14 protein-coding genes are annotated in these 20496 nt (G+C 58.9%); 7 read left to right on the forward strand and 7 right to left on the reverse strand.

Annotated elements, in window-relative coordinates:
- Window positions 1–4 precede the first annotated feature (4 nt).
- From ABOK31_RS31740 to ABOK31_RS31760, 5 genes are all read right to left on the reverse strand, one after another.
- On the reverse strand, window positions 5–2365 hold the full coding sequence (locus tag ABOK31_RS31740; RefSeq protein ID WP_349961627.1) for a SpoIIE family protein phosphatase: 2361 nt from the start codon (window positions 2363–2365) through the stop codon (window positions 5–7).
- Window positions 2362–3537, reverse strand: a complete 1176-nt coding sequence (locus ABOK31_RS31745; RefSeq protein WP_349961629.1) for a methyltransferase domain-containing protein — start codon at window positions 3535–3537, stop codon at window positions 2362–2364. Before ABOK31_RS31745 ends, ABOK31_RS31740 begins: the two co-directional genes overlap by 4 nt.
- A complete protein-coding gene (locus ABOK31_RS31750; protein WP_174173731.1) occupies window positions 3534–4043 on the reverse strand; it encodes a ubiquinone biosynthesis methyltransferase UbiE in 510 nt (169 codons plus the stop codon). Before ABOK31_RS31750 ends, ABOK31_RS31745 begins: the two co-directional genes overlap by 4 nt.
- Window positions 4044–4087: 44 nt before the next feature.
- Entirely contained in the window at window positions 4088–5791 is a 1704-nt protein-coding gene (locus ABOK31_RS31755; RefSeq protein ID WP_349961632.1) for a bifunctional diguanylate cyclase/phosphodiesterase, read from the reverse strand.
- A gap of 412 nt (window positions 5792–6203) precedes the next feature.
- Complete coding sequence (locus ABOK31_RS31760) at window positions 6204–7391, reverse strand: glycosyltransferase (RefSeq protein ID WP_349961634.1); 1188 nt, start codon at window positions 7389–7391, stop codon at window positions 6204–6206.
- Between the two features lie 367 nt (window positions 7392–7758).
- Between ABOK31_RS31760 and ABOK31_RS31765 the strand changes: the two genes are divergently transcribed.
- From ABOK31_RS31765 to ABOK31_RS31780, 4 genes are all read left to right on the forward strand, one after another.
- Window positions 7759–9042: a polysaccharide biosynthesis/export family protein gene (locus ABOK31_RS31765; RefSeq protein ID WP_234910187.1), complete on the forward strand. Its 1284-nt coding sequence runs from the start codon at window positions 7759–7761 to the stop codon at window positions 9040–9042.
- Between the two features lie 29 nt (window positions 9043–9071).
- Complete coding sequence (locus ABOK31_RS31770; protein ID WP_349961636.1) at window positions 9072–12329, forward strand: GNVR domain-containing protein; 3258 nt, start codon at window positions 9072–9074, stop codon at window positions 12327–12329.
- A 4-nt stretch (window positions 12330–12333) separates the two neighbouring features.
- Window positions 12334–13641, forward strand: coding sequence for a glycosyltransferase family 4 protein (locus ABOK31_RS31775; protein WP_349961638.1), 1308 nt, complete (start codon window positions 12334–12336; stop codon window positions 13639–13641).
- A gap of 132 nt (window positions 13642–13773) precedes the next feature.
- On the forward strand, window positions 13774–14466 hold the full coding sequence (locus tag ABOK31_RS31780; protein ID WP_174173726.1) for a sugar transferase: 693 nt from the start codon (window positions 13774–13776) through the stop codon (window positions 14464–14466).
- Here ABOK31_RS31780 and ABOK31_RS31785 read toward each other — a convergent pair.
- The gene (locus ABOK31_RS31785; RefSeq protein ID WP_350019307.1) at window positions 14456–14590 is read right to left on the reverse strand and encodes a hypothetical protein; all 135 of its coding nucleotides are present in this window, start codon (window positions 14588–14590) and stop codon (window positions 14456–14458) included. The two genes, ABOK31_RS31780 and ABOK31_RS31785, sit on opposite strands and share 11 nt — an antisense overlap.
- 281 nt (window positions 14591–14871) lie before the next feature.
- On the opposite strand from ABOK31_RS31785, the gene ABOK31_RS31790 reads away from it, so the two are divergent.
- Both ABOK31_RS31790 and ABOK31_RS31795 read left to right on the forward strand, forming a co-directional pair.
- A complete protein-coding gene (locus ABOK31_RS31790; protein ID WP_349961641.1) occupies window positions 14872–16416 on the forward strand; it encodes an oligosaccharide flippase family protein in 1545 nt (514 codons plus the stop codon).
- Window positions 16417–16455: 39 nt separating this feature from the next.
- On the forward strand, window positions 16456–17292 hold the full coding sequence (locus ABOK31_RS31795; RefSeq protein ID WP_349961643.1) for a methyltransferase, TIGR04325 family: 837 nt from the start codon (window positions 16456–16458) through the stop codon (window positions 17290–17292).
- An 87-nt stretch (window positions 17293–17379) separates the two neighbouring features.
- Here the strand turns inward: ABOK31_RS31795 and ABOK31_RS31800 are convergent, their stop codons facing one another.
- The gene (locus ABOK31_RS31800) at window positions 17380–19098 is read right to left on the reverse strand and encodes a GMC family oxidoreductase (RefSeq protein ID WP_349961645.1); all 1719 of its coding nucleotides are present in this window, start codon (window positions 19096–19098) and stop codon (window positions 17380–17382) included.
- A gap of 213 nt (window positions 19099–19311) precedes the next feature.
- On the opposite strand from ABOK31_RS31800, the gene ABOK31_RS31805 reads away from it, so the two are divergent.
- A complete protein-coding gene (locus ABOK31_RS31805) occupies window positions 19312–20496 on the forward strand; it encodes a DegT/DnrJ/EryC1/StrS family aminotransferase (RefSeq protein ID WP_174173722.1) in 1185 nt (394 codons plus the stop codon).

A 20496-nucleotide genomic window follows, 5' to 3' on the forward strand; every position in this document is an offset into this window, starting at 1 on the left:
CTCCTCACCTGTGCCGCATCACCACAAGGGTAATATCGTCATGGATCTTATGGGTCCCGATGTAAGCCATCAAATCGTCGAGTATGCCCTCGACGACTTCTTCCGCAGTCCCGCCATGCAGGCGGCGGGCATCCTCCAAAAGCCTATCGAAGCCGAACAGTTCACCCTTTGAATTTTCCGCTTCGGTGACGCCGTCGGTATGCAGGACAACCATGTCGCCTTTTTCGAAGGGTATTTGCCGCGTATCGATAAAGGGGGCTATGTCAGGCTCGAGGCCGACGGGAAGACCGAGATCGCCGGTGTCTATCCGCTCCACCTTGCCGTCCTGGCGAATGATGATCATATCCTCGTGCTGGCCCGATATGGTCAATCTCTCGCCGTCATAGTCGAGGAAGGACAAGGTAAGATGCTTATCCGTCCTTGTCCGTTCGATGTTCTTGAAGATCGCGCGGTTGAGATCGGTCAGGAATTTTGCCGGGTCCATCTCGCCTGCTTCCTGCAGGGCGCGGGCGATCGATTGCACCATCAGCATCAGCACGCCGCTCTCCAGCCCATGGCCAGTCACGTCGCCGATGCCGATCTTGAGGTTGTTTCCGTTCTGCAGAACATCATAGTAATCGCCGCCGACTTCGTCGGCCGGGCGCATGTAGGCGGCTATTTCCAGATGCTTGATTGCCGTCAGTTCCTTGGCCCGCGGCAGGACCATGAGCTGGATTTGCTTGGCGACATTGAGCTCGGCACCCAGCCGCAGGTTTTCGTTTTTCAGCTGGTTGTTGAGGGTCGAAATCTCCTCCTTGGCCGCCTCGATCTCCTTGGTTCGGTCCGAAACGAGCTTTTCGAGGTTTTCGGTGTGAAAGCTGATATCCTCTGCCATCCGGTTGAATGCAACGCCGGCCTCGGCCACCTCGTCCCTGGTCGAGATATCGACCCTGACCGAATAATCCTTTGCCTGTATGCGCTTGGCAGCGCTCGCCAGCGCACTGATGCCGCTGGTGACGCGCTTCGAGGCTGCGAAGACCGCCGCCGTGACGATCATCAACGACACCAGGACAGCCATGATCTGGTAGAGCAGGATGCGGTTGGTCGCCCGCGATATCTCATCTTTGGCGGCAATGAGCGAGGCATAGATCTCGCGCTCTGGAACGACTATCCCGAGCGACATGACTTCGCGTTGAACCGGCCCATCCACCCAGAGATTGGTCGGGTGCAATTGCTTGACGACCACGAGGTAGGGAACGTCCTCTCCCCCTTCGCTGAGGGTGATATGTTGAATTACGCCATCGGCATCGAGCGGCAGCTTGGTGATCGCCGTTTGCGTACTGTTGCGCAGGGATCGATCGACGCCGGTGACGCCCTTGGCGGCAGCATCGTTGGCGGCGCGCAAGCCGATGACCTTCTCGCCCACGGGATTGATTGCGACGACATTGCCATTCGACATGGCGAGGAAGCCGAACCCGGTCTGGGCGACTTTCACATGCTCAACGATTTCGGCAAGTTGTGTGAGCGTGATATCGGCGCCGGCCGCACCGGCTACATGATGCCGATCCGGCGTCCAGAGCGGATGAAAAAAGCTGACGATCAGCTTGCCGGTGATGGCGTCGGTATAGGGAGCCGTCTGGGTGATATAATCGGCAACAGGGCGCGATGACGGGTTGGAGGCCCATTGCTGCCAGGATTCGTAGAGGCCGGGAAAGAAGAATGTCCAAAAATCAGAACTGTTGTGGCCGGGATAGAGCCGGTCGAACGTCTGGGCCTGCGTCGTATAGGGCGCGGTCCGGAAAATCGGACGTTCCCTTGGGCCGATATAATACATCTGAAGCTTCGAGGCGCCATTATGCAGCAGGGAAGGGGCGACCAGATCAAGCACGGCGCTCCATTCAATGTCGGCCTGTACCTGAGGCAGGGGGCGGTGATCCTTGTCCAGCAGGTAACCCCAGACGCTGACGACCGAGGGCGTTCCGGGTAGGTTTTGCGCCCATTGGCCGGTCGGATCGTAGGTCACCGTTACAGCGCCTGGAGAAGCCTTGCTCATGGCGGCGCCGACATCGCCGCTCCTTGTCGGATTGTCGATCTGCCCCTGCAGCACGCCCGCCAGCGCCTTCACATCGGAATGGACCTGGTCGATCAGCAAACCGGCTTCTGCAGCGGTCGAATCCGCATAGGAGCCGATGTAATCCTGGCTCGCTTTCTCAAGGCCTTGTCCTACCTCCGTCGTGGCATTGCGCGAAAGACGCTGGACGTTCCACAGCGCGAGGCCGCCGCTGACGAGCAGGTCGAAGAGAACGGCTCCTCCGACGACGAGCAGAAATTTGGCGCGAAAGGAGCGTAGGCCCAGCCGTTGCTTGGCGATTGGCGCGTCTGTCATAGCGGTTTCTGTCCCGAAGAAGCCCAGATCGGCCAGCCGGCATAGCCTCTTGGATGGAGCGCGGCAAAAATATGATCGGCAAAACCTTGCTTGAACCGCTCGATAAATGCGGCCGAATCCCCTCTTCTGACCGCCATTTCATCGGCATAGACATTCTGCCATGCCGTGATGATGTCGGCGAAATCCTGGGGATCGCCATCGAGATTGGTGACCATGAAGCTTTCCATCCGCACATCCTTGAAGCCGGCATCCAGCAGCATGCGGCGGCCCTTGGGACCCATTTCGACATCCATATCGAAGTGAGCGAATAGCTTCGCGACCTCGTTATAGGTCCATTGGATGCTGTCGGCTCTGGGCTCGCCAAGACAATGGGAGTTCTTCTCGTTGGTGATGTAGACCCTGCCGCCCGGCTTGCAGATGCGATAGAGCTCCCGAAGCAGAACATCCGGGCGGTCGAAGATCTGCAGTGAATGCCGGCAAGTCACGAAATCGAACTGGTCGCTGTCGAACAGCATCTGGGATGCATCGCCATAGGTATATTCGATGTCCTGGACGTCGAAATCATCAGCGACTTTGCGGGCATATTCCAGGCTGGGCACCGAATGGTCGAGGGCAACGATCCGCGCCGGTTTGAAATCCTTTCGCAGCAGCATGGCGAAATCGCCGATGCCGCAACAGATGTCGGCAACATGCAAACCCTCGCGAAGGCCGTGCCGCGGCAATATCTCGCGCTCGTGCCGCCAGGTCATTTTCGTCTGGGTTCGGAGGATCGGGATGAAGCTCTGGTTCTCTACGAAGGTCTGTCCGGGATAGAAGGCGGAATCGTAGATCTCTACGATGATGTTGGGCGACAGATCGCTCAAATGGCGAAACAGTCGCGATGCCCATGCAACGACGCTCGAGGCGATGACTGTCAGTTTGAGATCCGGCCTCGACCGCGTGGCATCGAGAAGGACATGCGTCAGGGCACGGAACGCCGTATTGTTCATGTGGGTGACGCGCTTCAGATTGATGTAGCAGACGCCGTTCACCGTCTCGATGCCGTTGCGTAGCAGGGCGAGATCATCAGCAAGCTCGGCAACCGAGTGCGGTCTGAGGACTCCCGACAGGGAGAATTCCTGATTATTGGCATCGAATTGCGCCGTGAAACGGCTAACGGAGAGGTTGCTCAATTGAGTAGCCTTTCGAGCGCGAGATCCACCACGAAAGTCATCATTCCTCTATCCTGACCGGACAGCTCGATATTGGCATCGTAATTGACGGCAAGGCCTAAAAGGATCGCATGCTCGGCACGCGCGGCATCATCGGTGATGACATCGAGATAGTTCGTAAGCGCCTGGCCGTTTCCGATGCGCTTGACGATCGCCTCATATGAGTTGCATTGCTCGGCCGAGCAGGGAAAGGTCAATTCGATCCGCTCGGTCGGGCCGTTTCGATAGAAGCGGCAGGTAAGAGCACCGTCGCTCTCTCTGGTGTGGAACGACATCTCGAAGAGTTCGTTCAAGGCTGCCGAAAGCAGGTTGGCATGGCGGATGGGATCGTGGCGATCGTGGCTGACCATGCGGGCCACATAAGCGGCGCATTGGTCGCAATGCGACCAGTCCGCCACCAGGGTTGCCATCTCCATCTGCAGTTCAAGCAATGGCTTGAAAGCCGCGTCCACTTGCACCTCCTCCATGGTAACCCCTCGAGAAATTCCCGAATGAAACGCGCTTCAGAAACTCACGGACTGGCGTGATATTCGTCGAATGTCGCGGCCGATTGACTGCGCGCACCCTGCCTTATGAAATCATCGAGCTTGTCGGCGCTGAGCGGAGGGCTGATGCTATAGCCCTGCAAGCGGTCGCAGCCTTCCTGCTGGAGCCAGGCCGCCTGCTGCTGCGTTTCGACACCCTCTGCGGTCACCCGCATGTCCAGACCGTGGGCGAGGCCGATCACGGAGCGCACGATGGTTTGGCTTTTGCTATCCTGCAAAAGATCCCTGATGAAATAGCGATCGATCTTGATCGTATCGAAGGGAAAATTCTTGAGGTAGCTGAGCGAGGAATATTCCGTGCCGAAATCATCAAGGGAAATCTGGATGCCGAGCACGTTCAGCGTGTTCAGCGTGTCCAGATTGTTGGTGGTGCGTTCCAGAAGCACGCCTTCGGTGATTTCCAGTTCCAGGCGTTCGGCCGGGAATCCGACGATATCAAGCGTTTGAGAGATGCGATCGGTCAGGCCTGGCGTCAGGAACTCCGCCGGAGAAAGGTTGACCGCAAGCGTATAGTGGGCCGGCCATGCCAGGGCCTCGCGGCAGGCTTCCTCCAGCATCCACTGGCCGATTTCGCGCATGAGGCCGTCGGCTTCCGCCATGGGAATGAAAGCGGCCGGCGGAATGATCCCGAGGGTTGGATGCCGCCAGCGCAGCAGCGCTTCGAAGCCGACCACATTGGACGTTGGCTCCACCAGCGGCTGATATTCGATGAAGAACTCGTCACGCTGCAGCGCGACGCGCAGGCTGCGCCGCAGAAGCTCCCTTTGTTCGACCACGATCAGCATGGCCGGATCGAAAGTCCGCGCCCGTCGTCGTCCCTCTTTCTTGGCGGCATAAAGGGCGACATCGGCAGCCTTCATCAGCTGCTCCCCCTCATTGCCGTCGCGCGGCGCGATTGCGATCCCCACGCTGACACCGACGAAGAGGGAGATGCCGTTGACCGTGAACGGCTTCTTGAATTCGGCCACCAGCGCATCCGCCAGCCGCTCCGCCTCGAAGGCCCGCTGTGGACCGACCTGGATGATGGCGAACTCATCGCCGGCGAGACGGTAGACAGTCCCGCGATGGCCGAGTGCTTCCTTGATTCTTTCAGCCGCGAGCTTCAGCACGATGTCGCCGGCGCCGTGGCCCAGAGTGTCGTTGACGGGCTTGAAGTCATCGAGGTCGAGCTGCATCAGCGCCGGCCCAATCTTGCCGCTCGCCGGCAGCAATTGCGCCAGCGCCGCGCTGAATTGGCGGCGATTGGGCAATCCGGTCAATGCATCGTGCGTTGCCTGATGGATGAGCCGCGCTTTTTCATTGTCTTCGGATGGTTGGCTCTCATTCGTGCCTGCTCCATTGATTTCGACAATCAGGAGCCCCACCCGGATATAGGAGACGAGGAAGTTGCGTTTTCCACGCCTTGGATCGTCGAGCGGGATCGTGCGCGGTTCCCCCGTATCGATTACCTGATGGATGAGCTCGGCAAGCGCCGGTTTTGCAAGCGCCGGGTAGGCCTCCCACAGAGTCACCTCGTTCCGGGGCGGAAGGCCGATATGATCTTTGAAGCTCTTGGAGGAATCGAGCAGCTTGAGATCGAGATCCCAAAGCGAAATCACCGCCTCTAAACCGGTGTCGGATTCGGACTCATATGGAATTCGCTGCGACCGATCCACTCGGTTCTCGGGCATATGGCCTCGTCCTCCCCAAGCCGGCCACGCAAAATCCGGCCATTGTCCAGTTTGAACTGGTCCGTTCGCATCGGAGCATGCATATCAACGATCGCAGTCTCATCGAGCGTGCGGGCGCAAGTCATAACTTACCAGAAGGCGACAGCCGCTTTAAGCGAATATATTACGAGATCTTCATATTTAGCAATGATTGCTAAGACATGTGCAGATTAAATCGACCGCGGCGACATCATCTGTTTCATTCCGAGCGCAAGAAGATTGTATTCCTGGAATGGAGGCAGTGCGGCGGTTGTAGCGCTTCCGTTGGGTGGTTTCGATTGCTCCGTGGTTGATTCGCGGACCATGCCTCGCCGTCAGCGCTTCTTTTGCGGTTCGTTTCCGATCGAGGCCGGGTAGCCGGTGCCCCAGGCTTTTACTGAAGCGTCCTGCTGTGCGGCTCCATCGCAAGTACTGGCAATTGCGTTTCGCGACCTGTTTGAACGGCAGGGTGGCTCCGCAGCCTTGCGGCCTTGCGGATCAGCAGCTCCTCATTGATGATCGCTTGCATGGCTGCGATGAATTTGCGCTGGCTGAACTGTTCCGCATGCGATTGCAGTGTTTCCGGGTGAAAGCGGTGCTGTATGGCCTCGAAATCGATCACCGCCTTGATCAGGGCGTCGACAGACTGCTGATCGAAGAGAATGCCGGTCACCCCCGGTGCGACGGTTTCCAGCGCTCCGCCGCTTCCGTAAGCGATAACGGGCCGCCCGCTTGCCATCGCTTCCACCGGAACCATGCCGAAGTCTTCCTCGCCGGGGAAGATCAGTGCACGGCAGCGCGCAAGCTTTTCCTTCAATATTGGAAATGGGGTCCTGCCGAGGAAAGTGATCGAGGGACCGGCGATGCGCTTCAACCCCTCTGCTTCGCTGCCTTCGCCGATAACGACCAGCTGGCGATTCATCCGGGTAAAGGCCTTCACCGCCAGATCGATCCGCTTGTAGGGAACCAGCTGGCCGGCGCAGAGATAAAAATCCTCGGTCGATGGCGCCGGCATGAAATCATCGACATTGACGGGCGGATAGACCACCGTCGCGGGCCGCCGATAATATTTGCCGATGCGGTCGCAGACATGATGCGAGTTGGCGACGAAGCGGTCGACCCGCATGCTCGTATTGACGTCCCAGGAGCGCAGCAACGGCGCCAGCATCGGCAATAAGAGCCGGGATGCTAGGCCCGCATGGGATCGATAGAAGTGATAGTGATCCCAAAGATAGCGCATGGGGGAGTGGCAATAGCAGACATGCGTTGCCCCCGGCGGCGGGATAATGCCCTTGGCCGGGCCTGATTCGCTGGAAATGATCAGATCGTAGCCGGTAAGGTCGAAGCTCTCCAATGCGAAGGGCATCAGCGGCAGCAGCGATTGGTAGGTCTTGGCGGCGCCCGGAATCCGCTGAAGGAAGGAGGTGAAAATCTTGTGTCTGCGGATCTTCTCGGAGACACGGCTTTCATCATAGACGAGAGTGAAGATATCGGCGTCCGGATACATGTCGCAGAGAGCCTCGACCACTTTTTCTCCGCCCCGCATCGACACCAGCCAATAATGCACGATCGCTACCCGCATTGCTCTTCCCTCCATGGGCCGAAACAACATTGGGCAGCCGGCAACTTTTGCGACAGGGCCTACATCGGTTCACTGCGGCATACAAATGGCCGAAGGGAGTAGCCAAAAGATTTAGCCGCCGGTGCGCGCCTGCACACAAGGATATGCCCATCCGACCAAGAGACGGCAGCGTCGCCTACCTCCCTGCCAGAAATGATAAGCCCTGTTGCTTCGGTAGGGGATTTACACGTTATGCGTTCAGCTGCTGATCTCGCTGCATGGCGCCTTGTTCCGCGTGATGGCGCAAGCGATCAAGAAAGCGAGATTTCGACTCATGTCTAGAGTGTGCGCTTCAGCTTACCATTCCATCTCCAGGCCGTCTCGGCTCATGGCGCCCTGGTTGTTGGCGTTGCTTCTTTCCGGCGTGGCCATGCACGGCATAGCGAGCGCCGCGGCCAACGACGTCTATCGTGTCGGGCCTCAGGCGCGGATCAAGGTCGCCATCGTCGAATGGATCGCTGCAACAGGCGAATACAAGGAATGGACGGCGCTAAACGGCGAATATGTCGTGTCGCAATCGGGTTCGATCTCAATCCCGATGATTGGAGAAATGCAGGTCGGCGACAAGACCGTCGAAGACATCAGTGCCGATATCGGCGAGAAGCTGAAGCAGATCACCGGTCTGGCGCTTGCGCCGACTGCCTCGGTCGAGGTCGTCAAATATCCGATGATCTATGTGTCCGGTGCTGTCGAAAAACCAAGCGAGCTGGAGTTCAGGCCCGGCCTGACGGTGAAACAGGCCATCGCCATGGCGGGTGGGCGGGAGCGTCGGTCCAGTCAGACCGGCGACTACTCGGAGGCGCAGCAGGTCAGCTATGCCGGCGAGATCAGCCGGATGGAGCTGCAGCTGAAACAGCTTGGCGCCCGGCGGGCCCGCCTCATGGCCGAACTCAACGATCAGCCGGCGATTTCATTTCCGCCCGAGATCAAGGCCGCTCCCGAGGGATCGGCCGTCTCGCAGATCATGACGAGCGAAGTCGACCTGTTCAATGCCAGGGCGGATGCTTTGCGTCAGCAACTCGCCGCCGCCGCGGATCTGGAAGTGCTGTTGCGTAACGAAATCAACATTCTTGATGAGAAAATGTCGTCGCAGGACGAGCAGGTGAAGATCGCGCAGGACGAGTTGAGCGACATTTCCAAGCTGGTCGACACCAAAATCCTGACCACCTCGCGGAAGACCTCGCTGGAGCGGATCGTCGCTGAGATGCAGGCAGGCAAGCTGGATCTTGTCGTTGCTTCGATGCAGGCGAAGCAGAAGCTGAGCGAGACCCAGCGCGATGCGCTCAATCTCACGGGTCAACGCAAGACCGATGCTGGCCAGCAGCTGCAGACTACCGAGACCGAAATCGAGGATACGAAACTAAAGCGAAACACGACGTTGCAGCTGCTGCAGCTTTCAGGCGCTTCGCTTTCGAGAAGTCAGAGCATGAAGGCGCTCGATCTCCAGCCGATGGAATACTGGATCACCCGCAACGGCGACGAAGCCAATGCGATCAAGGCATCGGAAGCGACGGCGCTACAGCCGGGAGACGTTCTGGACGTGCGCTACAACATTTCCGGAAGCCTGGACGGCACGGCGCTTTCATCCGCCGACACCGGCCAATCTCAATAGTGATAAGCGAGCAATGTGGGGCGACAATCATGGCAATTCACGAGATCGGTAAGGGCTTGCGCAGCATTCCTTCGAGCGCCAAAGGTACAGGGGGCAGCGAATATATCTCCTTTCGCGACGTCTGGCGTTTCCTGCAACGCCACTGGATGATCTTCGCACTGTTTACGGGGGCGGGTCTCGGTATCGGCGGCTTCTATATGGCGACGACCCAGCCGGTCTATTTGGCGACCACGCGGCTCGTCATGGATCCCGACCAGGGGCGCATCGTCTCACAGGATGCCTTCACCGGAACGGTCATCATCGAAGCGGCGGAAATTGCGAGCCAGGTCGAGATCGTCAAATCCGAGGCGATTGCGCGCGCGGTCGTGCAGAAACTCAATCTCACAGAAGATCCGGAGATCGTAGGCGGCATGTCCTGGCAGGCTACGCTGCATGACAAGCTGCGTGCAATCTTCAGTTTTTTCAAGCATGGCGATGATGGCAGCGCGAAAGCGGAAACCACAGAAGATGACCTCATGCGCCGCACCATGGCCTCCTTCCTCTCCAGGGTCGAAGTTACTCGCGTTGGTCAATCTTACATTCTTGAGATCGGATATAGTTCGGTCGACCCGCAAAAGGCAGCGGACGCGGCGAATGCGATTGCAGAGGCCTATATCAGCACCGGTCTGTCGGAACGGGCTTCCGCAGCGCAGAGCGGAGCCAAATGGCTGGAGACACGTTTGATCGAAGTCGGACGGCAGGCACGCGAGGCCGCGATGAATGTCGAGGAGTTTCGCGCCAAAAACGGCATCATGGAGATCAGCACGTCGTCCTCTCTCGATCAGCAGCAACTATCGGAGATCAGCAGTCAGGCAGTTGCAGCAAAGGCGCAAACGGCAGCAGAATCGGCCAAGCTCGAAACGCTCAACCAGCTGATGTCGGGTGGCAAGATCCAAGGCGACGTCGACGAGACGATGAACAATCCGCGCATACAGAAGCTGCAAGAGGATCTTGGAACTGCCACAATCAAATTGAACAATCTCACCAGCAGATATGATGCCGACAATCCCGCCATTATTGCTGCCCAGCAGGAAATCGATCGAATAAAGGGAGATATGCGCAAGGAGTTCGAGCGCATCCAGGCGGTATACAAGGCAAATCTGGAAGTTGCCAAAACCCGCGAAAAGCTCCTCAGCGACGAGTTGGCCTCTCTGAAAGACGCGGGAACGGACAAGAATCTGGCAAGGGTGGAGCTGTCGGAGATGGAAAGCCGCGCCACCACCTATCGACGGATGTATGAAAGCATCCTGCAGCAGCTGATTGGCGCGCTGCAAAAGGAATCGTTTCCGCTTGGCAATGTCCGCGTCGTGACCGCGGCCGCCGTGCCGCTGGCAAAGACCTGGCCGAAGTCCTCCTTCGTCATGCCGTTCACGGCCATGCTCGGCCTTGCAGCCGGCGTCATGGCAGCGCTTTTGCGGGATGGCCTGGACCGCCGCGTCAGTTCCAGCGAAAAGTTGCGGCGGGAATTGGGGATCAGTTCTCTCGGCCACGTGCCCGTCTACATGAGCCCGTCCTTCCTGCCGGGGCGCATGGCGGTCGCCAATGCTGGCTGGCGACGAACGATGCTGCCGTTGAGATCCGTGCTCGATACGCCCTATTCGCAATTTTCCGAAGCCTTGCGTGGCGTCAAGCATTCGATCGATTCCGCCTTCCCGCCGAACGCACCCATGGTGATCGGCATCACCTCGGTCGGTACCGGCGAAGGCAAGACCACGATCGCAACCAATCTCGCACAGCTCTACCAGCACGAAGGTGCATCCGTTGTGCTCGTCGACGCCGATTTCCTCAATGCGAGACTGAGCTGCGTGGTGACCGAAGCCGGCACCGATTTCGGCATGGAAGCCTTGAGCATCAACGATGTGCCGCGCCGCTATGCCGTCGCCCATGAGGGTGGCCTGCTTGTTGCGAAGGCCGAGCACGAGCCCGAGGCGGAAGTCATGCAGGCCCATGGCGGCGTTCCGGTCGTCACCGTCGACGAGACCGAAAAATCCGTTACCGCTTTTCAGCGCTATGGGCATCTGCCCGCACTGAAGGCTGAGATCGACTTGTTGCGCCGGCGATACAAGGTCGTCATCGTCGACATGTCCGCTTTCGAGGATTCTGCCGATACACGTGTCATCTGCACCTATCTCGAGGGCATTGTCGTCGTCGTCGGGCAGACGAACAAGATGACGGTGGAGAGGCTGTCGGACGCACTGGCAAGCTTCGGCACGACCACGATCAATATTCTCGGCATCATCGCCAATCGCAGCCACGAAAGGCGCCACCACCAGGATAAGCGTCTTTGGCGCCGCAGGCAGGATCGGCGCCAGGTGCGTGCATCCGCAAGGCGGCTTACGGGTGGCGTAGTGGGTCGTCCCTTGAAGGTTACGCTTGGTATCGCAAGCTCCGGCCGCCGCGATATCCTATCGTCCATCCTCCCGCATGTTGCCAGCCAGACCCGGAAGCCGGACGAGATCGTCGTGTGCCTTTCCTCGCCGGAAGACATCGATCCGAGTTGCCTGCGAAATCTCGACATTCCGGTGCGCGTGCTTATCAGCGAGCGCGGGCTTTGCCGTCAGCGCAATCGCATCCTCGACAGCGTTCAGGACGCGGATATCGTCCTTTTCCTCGATGACGATTTTCTGATGACGCCTGCCTATATCGAGGAAACGGAACGGCTGTTTCAGCTGCAGCCGGATGTCGCCATGTGCACCGGAACGGTCTTGGCTGACGGTATTACAGGACCAGGTATTTCCGTTCGTGATGGCTTACGCTTGGTCGATGCGGGACGCCGGCGTCGCTCCGAGCCCTCAATGCAAATCCGATCTGTTTACAATGCCTATGGCTGCAACATGGCGATCCGCATGGCCATCGTCAAAGCCGCGGCCCTGCGTTTCGACGAGAACCTGCCCTTCTATGGCTGGCTCGAGGATGTCGATTTCAGCAGGCTCGTGGCCCATTATGGCCAGGTTGTCAGCGTCAAACAGCTCGAAGGCGTTCATCTCGGCACGAAAGGTGGCCGATCGGGTGGTGTCCGTCTCGGCTATTCGCAAATAGCAAATCCACTTTATCTCATGCGCAAGCGCACGATGAGCGTGCCGCAGGCAACGATGCAGATCGGCCGCAATCTTGCAGCCAACCTCGTCAAGGTCTGGCGACCGGAGCCCTGGGTCGACCGCAAGGGTCGCCTCAGAGGCAATGTCATCGCGCTTCGTGATCTGCTCAAGGGCAGGTTGGCACCGCAGAACATCGAAGCATTGGAATAGTCCGGTGGCGCGCTCCTCTGGCCTCGATCGCGTTGTCGTCATCAACGACCGCTCCGCCAAGATAGGCGGAGCGTCGAATCTGGCGATACTTTCAGCCACTTTGCTGCAGGAAGCCGGGGTCGCCGTGACCTACTTTGCTGGCGACAGCGCAGGTTCCGAACGGCCGGCATCCGACACCATCAATCTGGCAGCGCAGCCGCTGATGCAGCAGCCGCGTCTCAGCGCGCTTGCCAGCGGCCTTTACAGCCGTCAAGCCTATGACGGCCTGAATGCCCTCATGTCGCGCGTCGACAGCCGGGGCACCATCTATCACGTTCATGGTTGGTCGAAGATCCTGTCGCCGTCGATTTTTCGCGCCTTATGGCCGGTTCGCGACCGGGTGGTCTTGCACGCTCACGACTATTTCCTCTCCTGCCCGAACGGAGGATTTGCCAATTACCGCAGAAGCCAGGTCTGCCCCTTGACGCCGATGTCGCTCGGCTGTCTGGCGACAAACTGCGACAAGCGCGGCTACCATGAGAAGATCTGGAGATCGGCCCGCCATATGGTGAGGGAGCATTATTATCCCATCCAGCAATTTGCAGCCAATATCATCGTTGTGCATCAACGCATGAGTGAGTATTTCGCCCGCGGGCAGATCGACATGGGCAACATCGAGACAATTCGCAATCCGGTTGAACCTTTCCTCGCCCATCCGACGGAACCCTGGAAGAAGCGTGACTTTTTCTTTGTCGGTCGGCTGGAGCCGGAAAAGGGATTTGAAGATGCCGCGATCGCGGCACGGCTCGCCGGTGAGAAGCTACACGTCATAGGCGATGGTGCCGGCCGCGCTCGCCTGGAGCGGGACTTTCCGGAAGTCGTCATTCATGGCTGGAAGTCCAAGGGCGAGATGCGGGACATCCTGTGCGATGCGCGCGCGCTCGTCATTTCCTCCCGAGTGCCCGAGCCTTTCGGGCTGGCGGCGTTAGAGGCCGTGACCAGCGGCATACCAGTGATCTTGCCGGACACGGCGCTTCTCGGCGACGAGCTTTCGATGCTCGGATGCGGATTGACCTTTCAGGGCGGCAAGGTGGAAACGCTCGCAAGCGGAATACGCCGGCTTGCCAGCGATGACATGCTGCTTCGCCTCATGAGCGTGAATTGCCTCCGCCGGTCAGGCGAGCTGGCGCACACACCGGTCTCATGGCGTGACGCATTGCTCGCCCTATACGATCGCGTTCTCGACCGTGCAAACGCCGCCGGCATGAACTTGCGGTCGACCCTGAATGACGACTTTTCAGCCGCCCATCGACTGATCGACGAGGCAGGCTGAGGCTTGTGGGTAGCTCTGTGTCCGGCTCTCTACGCCAATGGGACTAAGCCAATGTCCGCAGGGTCAATTGTCAAGGATTGGGGCAGCTGGCAGCCTTTGAAGGGAGCATGATAGTGGTGAGGGGTCTGGAAGATGTTATCGACTTTTGACAGCATTGCCCATCGCGAGCGATCTCGCCGTGAGGCGAGGCGAACGGAACGGCTCGGACGGGCCAAGCGTATTGTCGACCTTGTTCTTTCCGGGTTCGGGCTGTTGTTTCTTGCGCCGGCGCTGCTTGTCATCGCGATTGCATTGCTTCTGGTCGACGGCCGGCCCATCATCTACCGCCATACGCGCGTCGGCCGCGATGGACGCCCGTTCGATTGCTTGAAATTCCGCACGATGCGCAAGGATGCCGATCGGCAGCTGGCGGAGCTACTGGCGCGTGACGAGATGCGAAAGCAGGAATGGCTATCGACGCAGAAGTTGACGAACGACCCGCGCGTCCACTGGTTGGGGAAGTACCTGCGCATGAGCAGCGCCGATGAGCTACCACAATTGGTGAACGTTCAGCGCGGTGACATGAGCCTGGTCGGACCCCGACCCGTCGTCGCCGCCGAGCTCGATCGCTACGGAGCCAATCTCTATTGCTATCTGGGGCTGCGGCCGGGGATCACGGGTCTCTGGCAGGTCAACCGCCATGCCGATACCACTTACGAGGAGCGTATCCAGTTCGATCTGGACTACTTCCACAGTCGTTCATTGCGCACCGACTTTGCAATTCTCGTAAAAACGGTCGGCGTCGTGCTGCTCGCACGCAACGAAAAAGAACGTCTCACCAAATGAAAAAAGCAGCGACGGCCATCCAAACGATAAGGCAGAAGATCACCAGAATCCAACGAAGCAACAATTTCTGGCGCAATCCACCTGGCTGTCCCGAGGCGATGCGATCTTGGTTCTCGTCTTTCATAAGCGGCTCTGCGTGGTGTTTCATGACAATTGCCGGCAAGCCCCCCTTCTATTGCCGAGAATTTCGATCGGACCCTGACGTTCAGGGTAATAACTTCTCTGAAACAAAATCGAACAATTCCGGCACACCCCGCTTGCAGGCAGCGTTTCATTACACGGAATCATGTCCTGAATGGGAACGCTATAGACTTTATCTGGTGCAAGGCTGGAAACAACTGTGGATTATCATGTTATTTTTCAACGGAATTTCTCAACCGGGCGATGCGAAGGCCGGATTTGCTCGTGTTTACTTACCGCGACGGTGCGCTGATGGATAGCTTTCCGCTTCGCCCCAAGCGCACTGTCTGGACGAGCCTGCGTCATTGGCTGCGCGCCCGCATGCCCGCGATCATCGGTGACGGAGCCTCGACGCTCGTTTCGAAAGTCGTATCGCAGGTCGTCCAGCTTCTCATATTCCTCGTCGCCGCCCGCGTGTTGGAATCGGCCGAATTCGGTCTCTATGCGTTCAGTTCCGCCATCGTCGTCATGCTTGTCGTGATCTCGGAAGGGGGATGGGGCGAGTTCGTCATGAAGGCCGAGTGCACGGATCGGGAGCTCGACCAGATCGGCACGATTTCGATCATCGCCGGCGTGCTGGTCACGATCGTCGGACTGATGGGTGCCGCCATTGCCTGGCTCGTTTTCGGCCGGCAGCATGAGGCGCTTCTCCTCGTTCTTTTCAGCTGCTGGTTTTTGCCATCGTCTCTTTACGCGGTTTACGATGGGTTGTTGGTCGCGCGCGGCCTGCTGCGCAAACAAGCCGCTATTCGGATAGCCAGCGAAATTGCCGGGCTCTGCGTTGCGATGCTGGGGCTGTGGCTTGGCTGGAACGTGTTTTCGCTCGCGGCCGGTCGGCTCGTTTCGCAACTGGTCTGTCTTGCCGGCTCGGTGGCCGTGCTCGCCTGGCGTCCCAGGCTGCATCTCACCTGGCCTTTCGCACGCGAGATTCTCGAATTTTCGAGCCATATCCTGTCGAACCGGCTGATCCTCTTTCTCCGCTCCTATTCCGGAACGCTTGCGATCGGCAGCTTTCTGGGCCTTGCGGAGGCGGGCTATTATCGCGTCGCGGAACGCATCGTCGCGGCATTTTCCGAACTTATCGGCGAACCGGCGCGAATGCTGGCCTGGACGTTGTTTCGCCGTGCGGCGATCGTGATCGGAGTGGACGGTAGGCAGGTTCGCGACGCCGGCCCCTCCGCAACCGTCTTTATGACGGTTCTCATGGCAATCTCCACGCCGATCTATCTCGGCCTTTCGCTGATATCGTCCGATTTGATCGACATCGTGCTCGGCGAAAAATGGGCGTCAGCGGCAATTCTCGTCGCGATCCTGTCGGTGAAGCAGATCCTGTTGATGCCGGGCTACGTCACGGAAGCCCTTCTATCCCTGTCGGGCAACATCAGGCGCATGCCTCGCACCCTGCTGCTGAATGCGGTGGTCTCCGTCTCCCTGATCCTGCTTCTGGCGCCTTTCGGTGTGGTCGCTGCCGCCTGGGGACAGTGCCTGGCGTCGCTGATCTCCTTCTTCACGTCGATGCATCTGCAAAAGAACTATGGCGGCCTTCGGTGGGGACGCGTGCTGCGCAAGAGCGGTTATCTGGCCGTTGCCGTCGCGTTGATGGCGTCAGCGGTTTATGGGCTCGGCTATTTCGCCGGATCGCTCAGCATGCAGCGCGTCCTGACTGTGTTGCTGCAGGTGGTCTCGGGCGGTGCAATCTATATCTGCACGCTTCTGGCTCTGGAGAAGATGAGTGGAGGCGCGGTTTCGATTCTTTCGGGCAGGCGATGATCGGCGACGACAGGATAGATACGGATAGGGGGATGCAGGATGACGGCTTCGGTACAATCCAATTTGTCATGGTCGGCGCATGCACGCTCGGTTTTGAAGAGCGCCGCACAGACGGCCGCCCAGGGGCTTTCGCCACTGCGCCTGGCCAGAGGGCGGTTGAACTATCTCTTGCCCTTTCCACGGCGGTTTACGGGCGCCTATGGCACCTATGAGGCTGCCATGGCTGCCGCCCGCAGGCAGACCATGGCCGGCTATGATCACGATGAGATCGCGACCGTTGCATTTGCCAAAATGTGTGAGGTGGCGCCCTGGGACTATCCGGTGTTGTTCTGGGTCCGCAATTTGCTGCACGAGATCGATGGCCTCGTCGACGCCGGTGGGCACATGGGCACGAAATATCGGGCCTTCCGTCCTCTGCTGCCGCTCGACGGCGCATTTCGTTGGGTCGTCTACGATCTGCCGGCCATCGTCCGCGCCGGACAAAGCCTGGCCGAGAAGGAAGGCCTGACGAGCCTGTCCTTTGTCGATCGGATGGGAGATGCAGGTGAGATGCCATTGTTGCTCGGATCGGGGCTGATGCAATATCTCGATATGCCGCTGTCCGGGCTGCTGTCGCAAATGCCCTCCCGGCCGCGGCACCTGATCCTCAACAAGGTTGCGCTCCGCAAGGGCAGCACGGTCGTCACACTCGAACGTATCGGCAGGTCCTATGTCCCCTATCACATGCGCGACGAGGCGGACTTCATCGATGATATTGCAAGGCTCGGCTACAAGCAGGTCGACCGCTGGTCCATTCCCTCTCTGTCGCACGCCATAGATACCCACCCGGAGCTCGGCCGTAGCGAGAGCGCCGGTTTCTATTTTCGGCTGGGCTAGGGCAATTCCAGGAAAGGTGCATGGCGGTTTTCCGTCAGGAATTGCATAAAAAAGGCCGGAGCATTTTCGCGATACGAGCGGGAGGCTCTAGCCATGAAGGAGCGATAGGCCCGGCTCGCTCCGATGCTGCTGCCTGTGCAATTGAGTGGCCGCGTGTCGTTGCTTGAGGTGATCGGCAAGGCGGATAGACAGGGCGAGTAGCATCAGCGTCGGATTGGCGTGGCCCGGCGTCGGAAACACGGAGCTGCCGGCAACAAACAAGCCATCGATGCCGTGAACCATGGCGTCGGTGTCAACGACGCTCGTTCGCGGATCGGTCCCCATGCGGGTGGTGCAGGACGGATGGGCCATATCCATGAAGACGGGCAGGGTGTTCTCCCTTGCCGCAATCCAATCCGGCAGGGCTGGATTCGGTAAGCCAACGCGAACGAATTCGTCCGAAATCAATCCTGCAAGCCGTTTGACGCTGGCTATTTCGCGCCGACCAATCTTCCAGTTGATCCGCGGCAATGGTTGACCGAAGCGATCGCGCTGCTGCGTGAGCGTGATGCGGCTCTCGGGATTGAGCTGTTGTTCGACCATGACGTCGAAGCGCAATTCCGTCGAGCGATGCGGCAGGCCGCGCTTGCGCACGAGGCGTTGGTAGAGCCCGGAGGTGATCATATCAGCCGATTTTGCGACCGTCGCAAGATCTCCCATGACGGTATTGCCCGCGCCCTTCGTCAAGCGCTTCAGCGCCGCCCAGGGATCATCCGGAGCGTGGATCTGCACCGGATAGGCGGCGCAGTTGGTAAGGCCTTCGCGCGCTTGAATTTCCGGGCTCAAGGACAGGCCCCTGAGATAGAAATGCGTGTGTCCGCCGTGGCTGAGGCCATAGAAATTGAAATGCCGTGCGATGACGTCGATGTCATGCCTCGCAAAGTGGCAGAGCGATGTGCGGGGATGGTCGCAGAGATAGCGGCCGACAACGTCATGCCTATTGCCTAGGCCCGCCGGCAGCAGCGAATTGGATGCGAGCATCAGGCGTGCATTCTCGACGCCACCGCCGCAAAGAACGACCGTGTTTGCATGGACAGTTGCGCTCCGGCCGATGGGGCTCCGAAGATCGAGGGAGGTTACTCTCCGGCCTTGGCTGTCGACATTGATTTCGGTCACCGTGGCATGCGTCAGAAAACTTATGTTCGCCGCCGCGATATCGCCCGCAAGGCGAGCAAAGCGTGTCGGCTCGGCACGTGGATGGCGCATGTGGCTGAATTGCCAGAAGAAGGGCTTGAGAAGTTGCTTGTCCAGACCGAGATCGTCCGGGCGTGAATGCAGCAGCGCGAAGAGGCGTTCATCGTAGAGGTTGGGGCCGAGGTTGAGCAGTTTGCCGGCGCGATCGAGGGCAGGCAGCAGCTGTTTGCGATCGATCGGCCAACCGGAAAGCGGCAGCCAGGGTCGCTTCAGGAAATCGATGTCATCGAAGGCGGCGCATTTGCCGATCCAGGTATGGCTGCTGCCGCCAACCATACGATTTCGCAGCTCGAATGCGGGAATGTCGTTCAGCCATGCCAGCCTGCCGGTATAGCCCCGCCCTTCGGGCACGGCATTCGCCGAAGCGAAGGGCTCACCAATGTTTTCGACGGAATTCAGCGCCTGAATTTCCGCCTCGTAATCTTTGCCGCCGCTCTCGATGACAAGGACACGAATCCGGGTATCCGCAAACTCGCGGGCGATCGCAATTCCGGCCGGTCCGCCACCTATAATCGCAATATCGGCATGTATTTCAATCCCTTCCGGCATAGATCTCAAGTCACTGGTTATCATGATCGTTTTCCCGCCCGTTTTCCCATTTTTTACCAGCATCGCGAGCGTGCGGATAATTGTTCGATTGGCATAGGTGCGGACGATATCTACCGATTTCGGATAGGTGATCTGATCGGTTCCGACGTTCCTTTCAGTCGGAAGTCCATGCTGAAAATGCGGCAATCACAGGCTAGGCTCTCCAGCAAATGCTGAGTTTCCTGGGGAGCGAAAATCATGGCCAAGGTGGGGTTACGGGAGTGGTTGGCGCTCGCGCCGGTATTTGCCTCGGGCAAATTGGCGCGCTACAGCGACGAGACCGGTGGCCCGCTGGGACGCTTCGAAGCCGATTTTTCCACCAAGTTCGGTGTGCGCCATACGTTGGCCACGAGCAGCGGGACGGGTGCCTTGATTTCGGCGCTGGTTGCCGCCGGCGTCGGCCCCGGAGATGAAGTGCTGGTGCCGGCCTATACCTGGATCGCAACTGCCGCTGCTCCACTGGCCGCTGGCGCAGTGCCGGTCCTGGTCGATATCGACCACACGCTCACCATGGACCCGCAGGACATCCTGCGTAAGATCACGCCGCAGACGAGGGCAATCATTCCCGTCCACATGTCGAACATGGTGTGCGATATGGACAGCATCATGCGCATTGCCCGCGAGAACAACCTCGTCGTCATCGAGGATGCCTGCCAGGCCGTCGGATTGCACTACAAGACCAAGCGGGTCGGAACGATCGGTGATTTCGGGGCCTTCAGCTTCAATCAGTTCAAGAACATCAATTGCGGGGAGGGCGGGGCCGTCGTCACCAACGACGGGCGGCTGTTTGCCCGTGCCCGCATGTATCACGACATCGGCTCCATGTTTCGCGGCCATCTAGACAATGCTAACGAGCCGCCCATGCTGGGGGTGAATTTCAAGGCGAGCCAGATTCAAGGCGCCATGCTGAACGTGCAGTTGAAAAAGCTGGATCCGATGATTGCCCGCATGCGTGAGCGCTATGATGTGATGAGCGAAATCTTCGCCAAGAGCGCGTGGATCATGGTGGGACCGCACAACGATGTCGGCAATGCGGCAGGCCTCCACGTCATCTTCGAGACGTCGGACGAGGCCAAGAGATTTGCCGAGGAAAACAAGCGCGGTGTCTATCGGCTCTTCGATTCGAGCCGCCATGTCTATACCAACTGGCAACCTGTTTTGCAGCAACGCACGGGCCATCCGGCGATGAATCCCTTCCACTGGACCGATCGAAAGATCGAATATACGCCGGAACTTTGCGCGCAGACGCTCGATATCCTGAAGCGCAGCTGCCGCATCAGCCTTGGAGAAAACTATCCCGTCTCATTGGTCGCCTATATGGCCAAGCGGATGTCGCGGCAGGCCAAATCGAAAAACGCCAATCTCTTCTACGCCACGATCTGA

This window comes from Rhizobium sp. ZPR4 (genome assembly GCF_040215725.1).
Classification (GTDB): Bacteria; Pseudomonadota; Alphaproteobacteria; order Rhizobiales; family Rhizobiaceae; genus Rhizobium; species Rhizobium rhizogenes_D.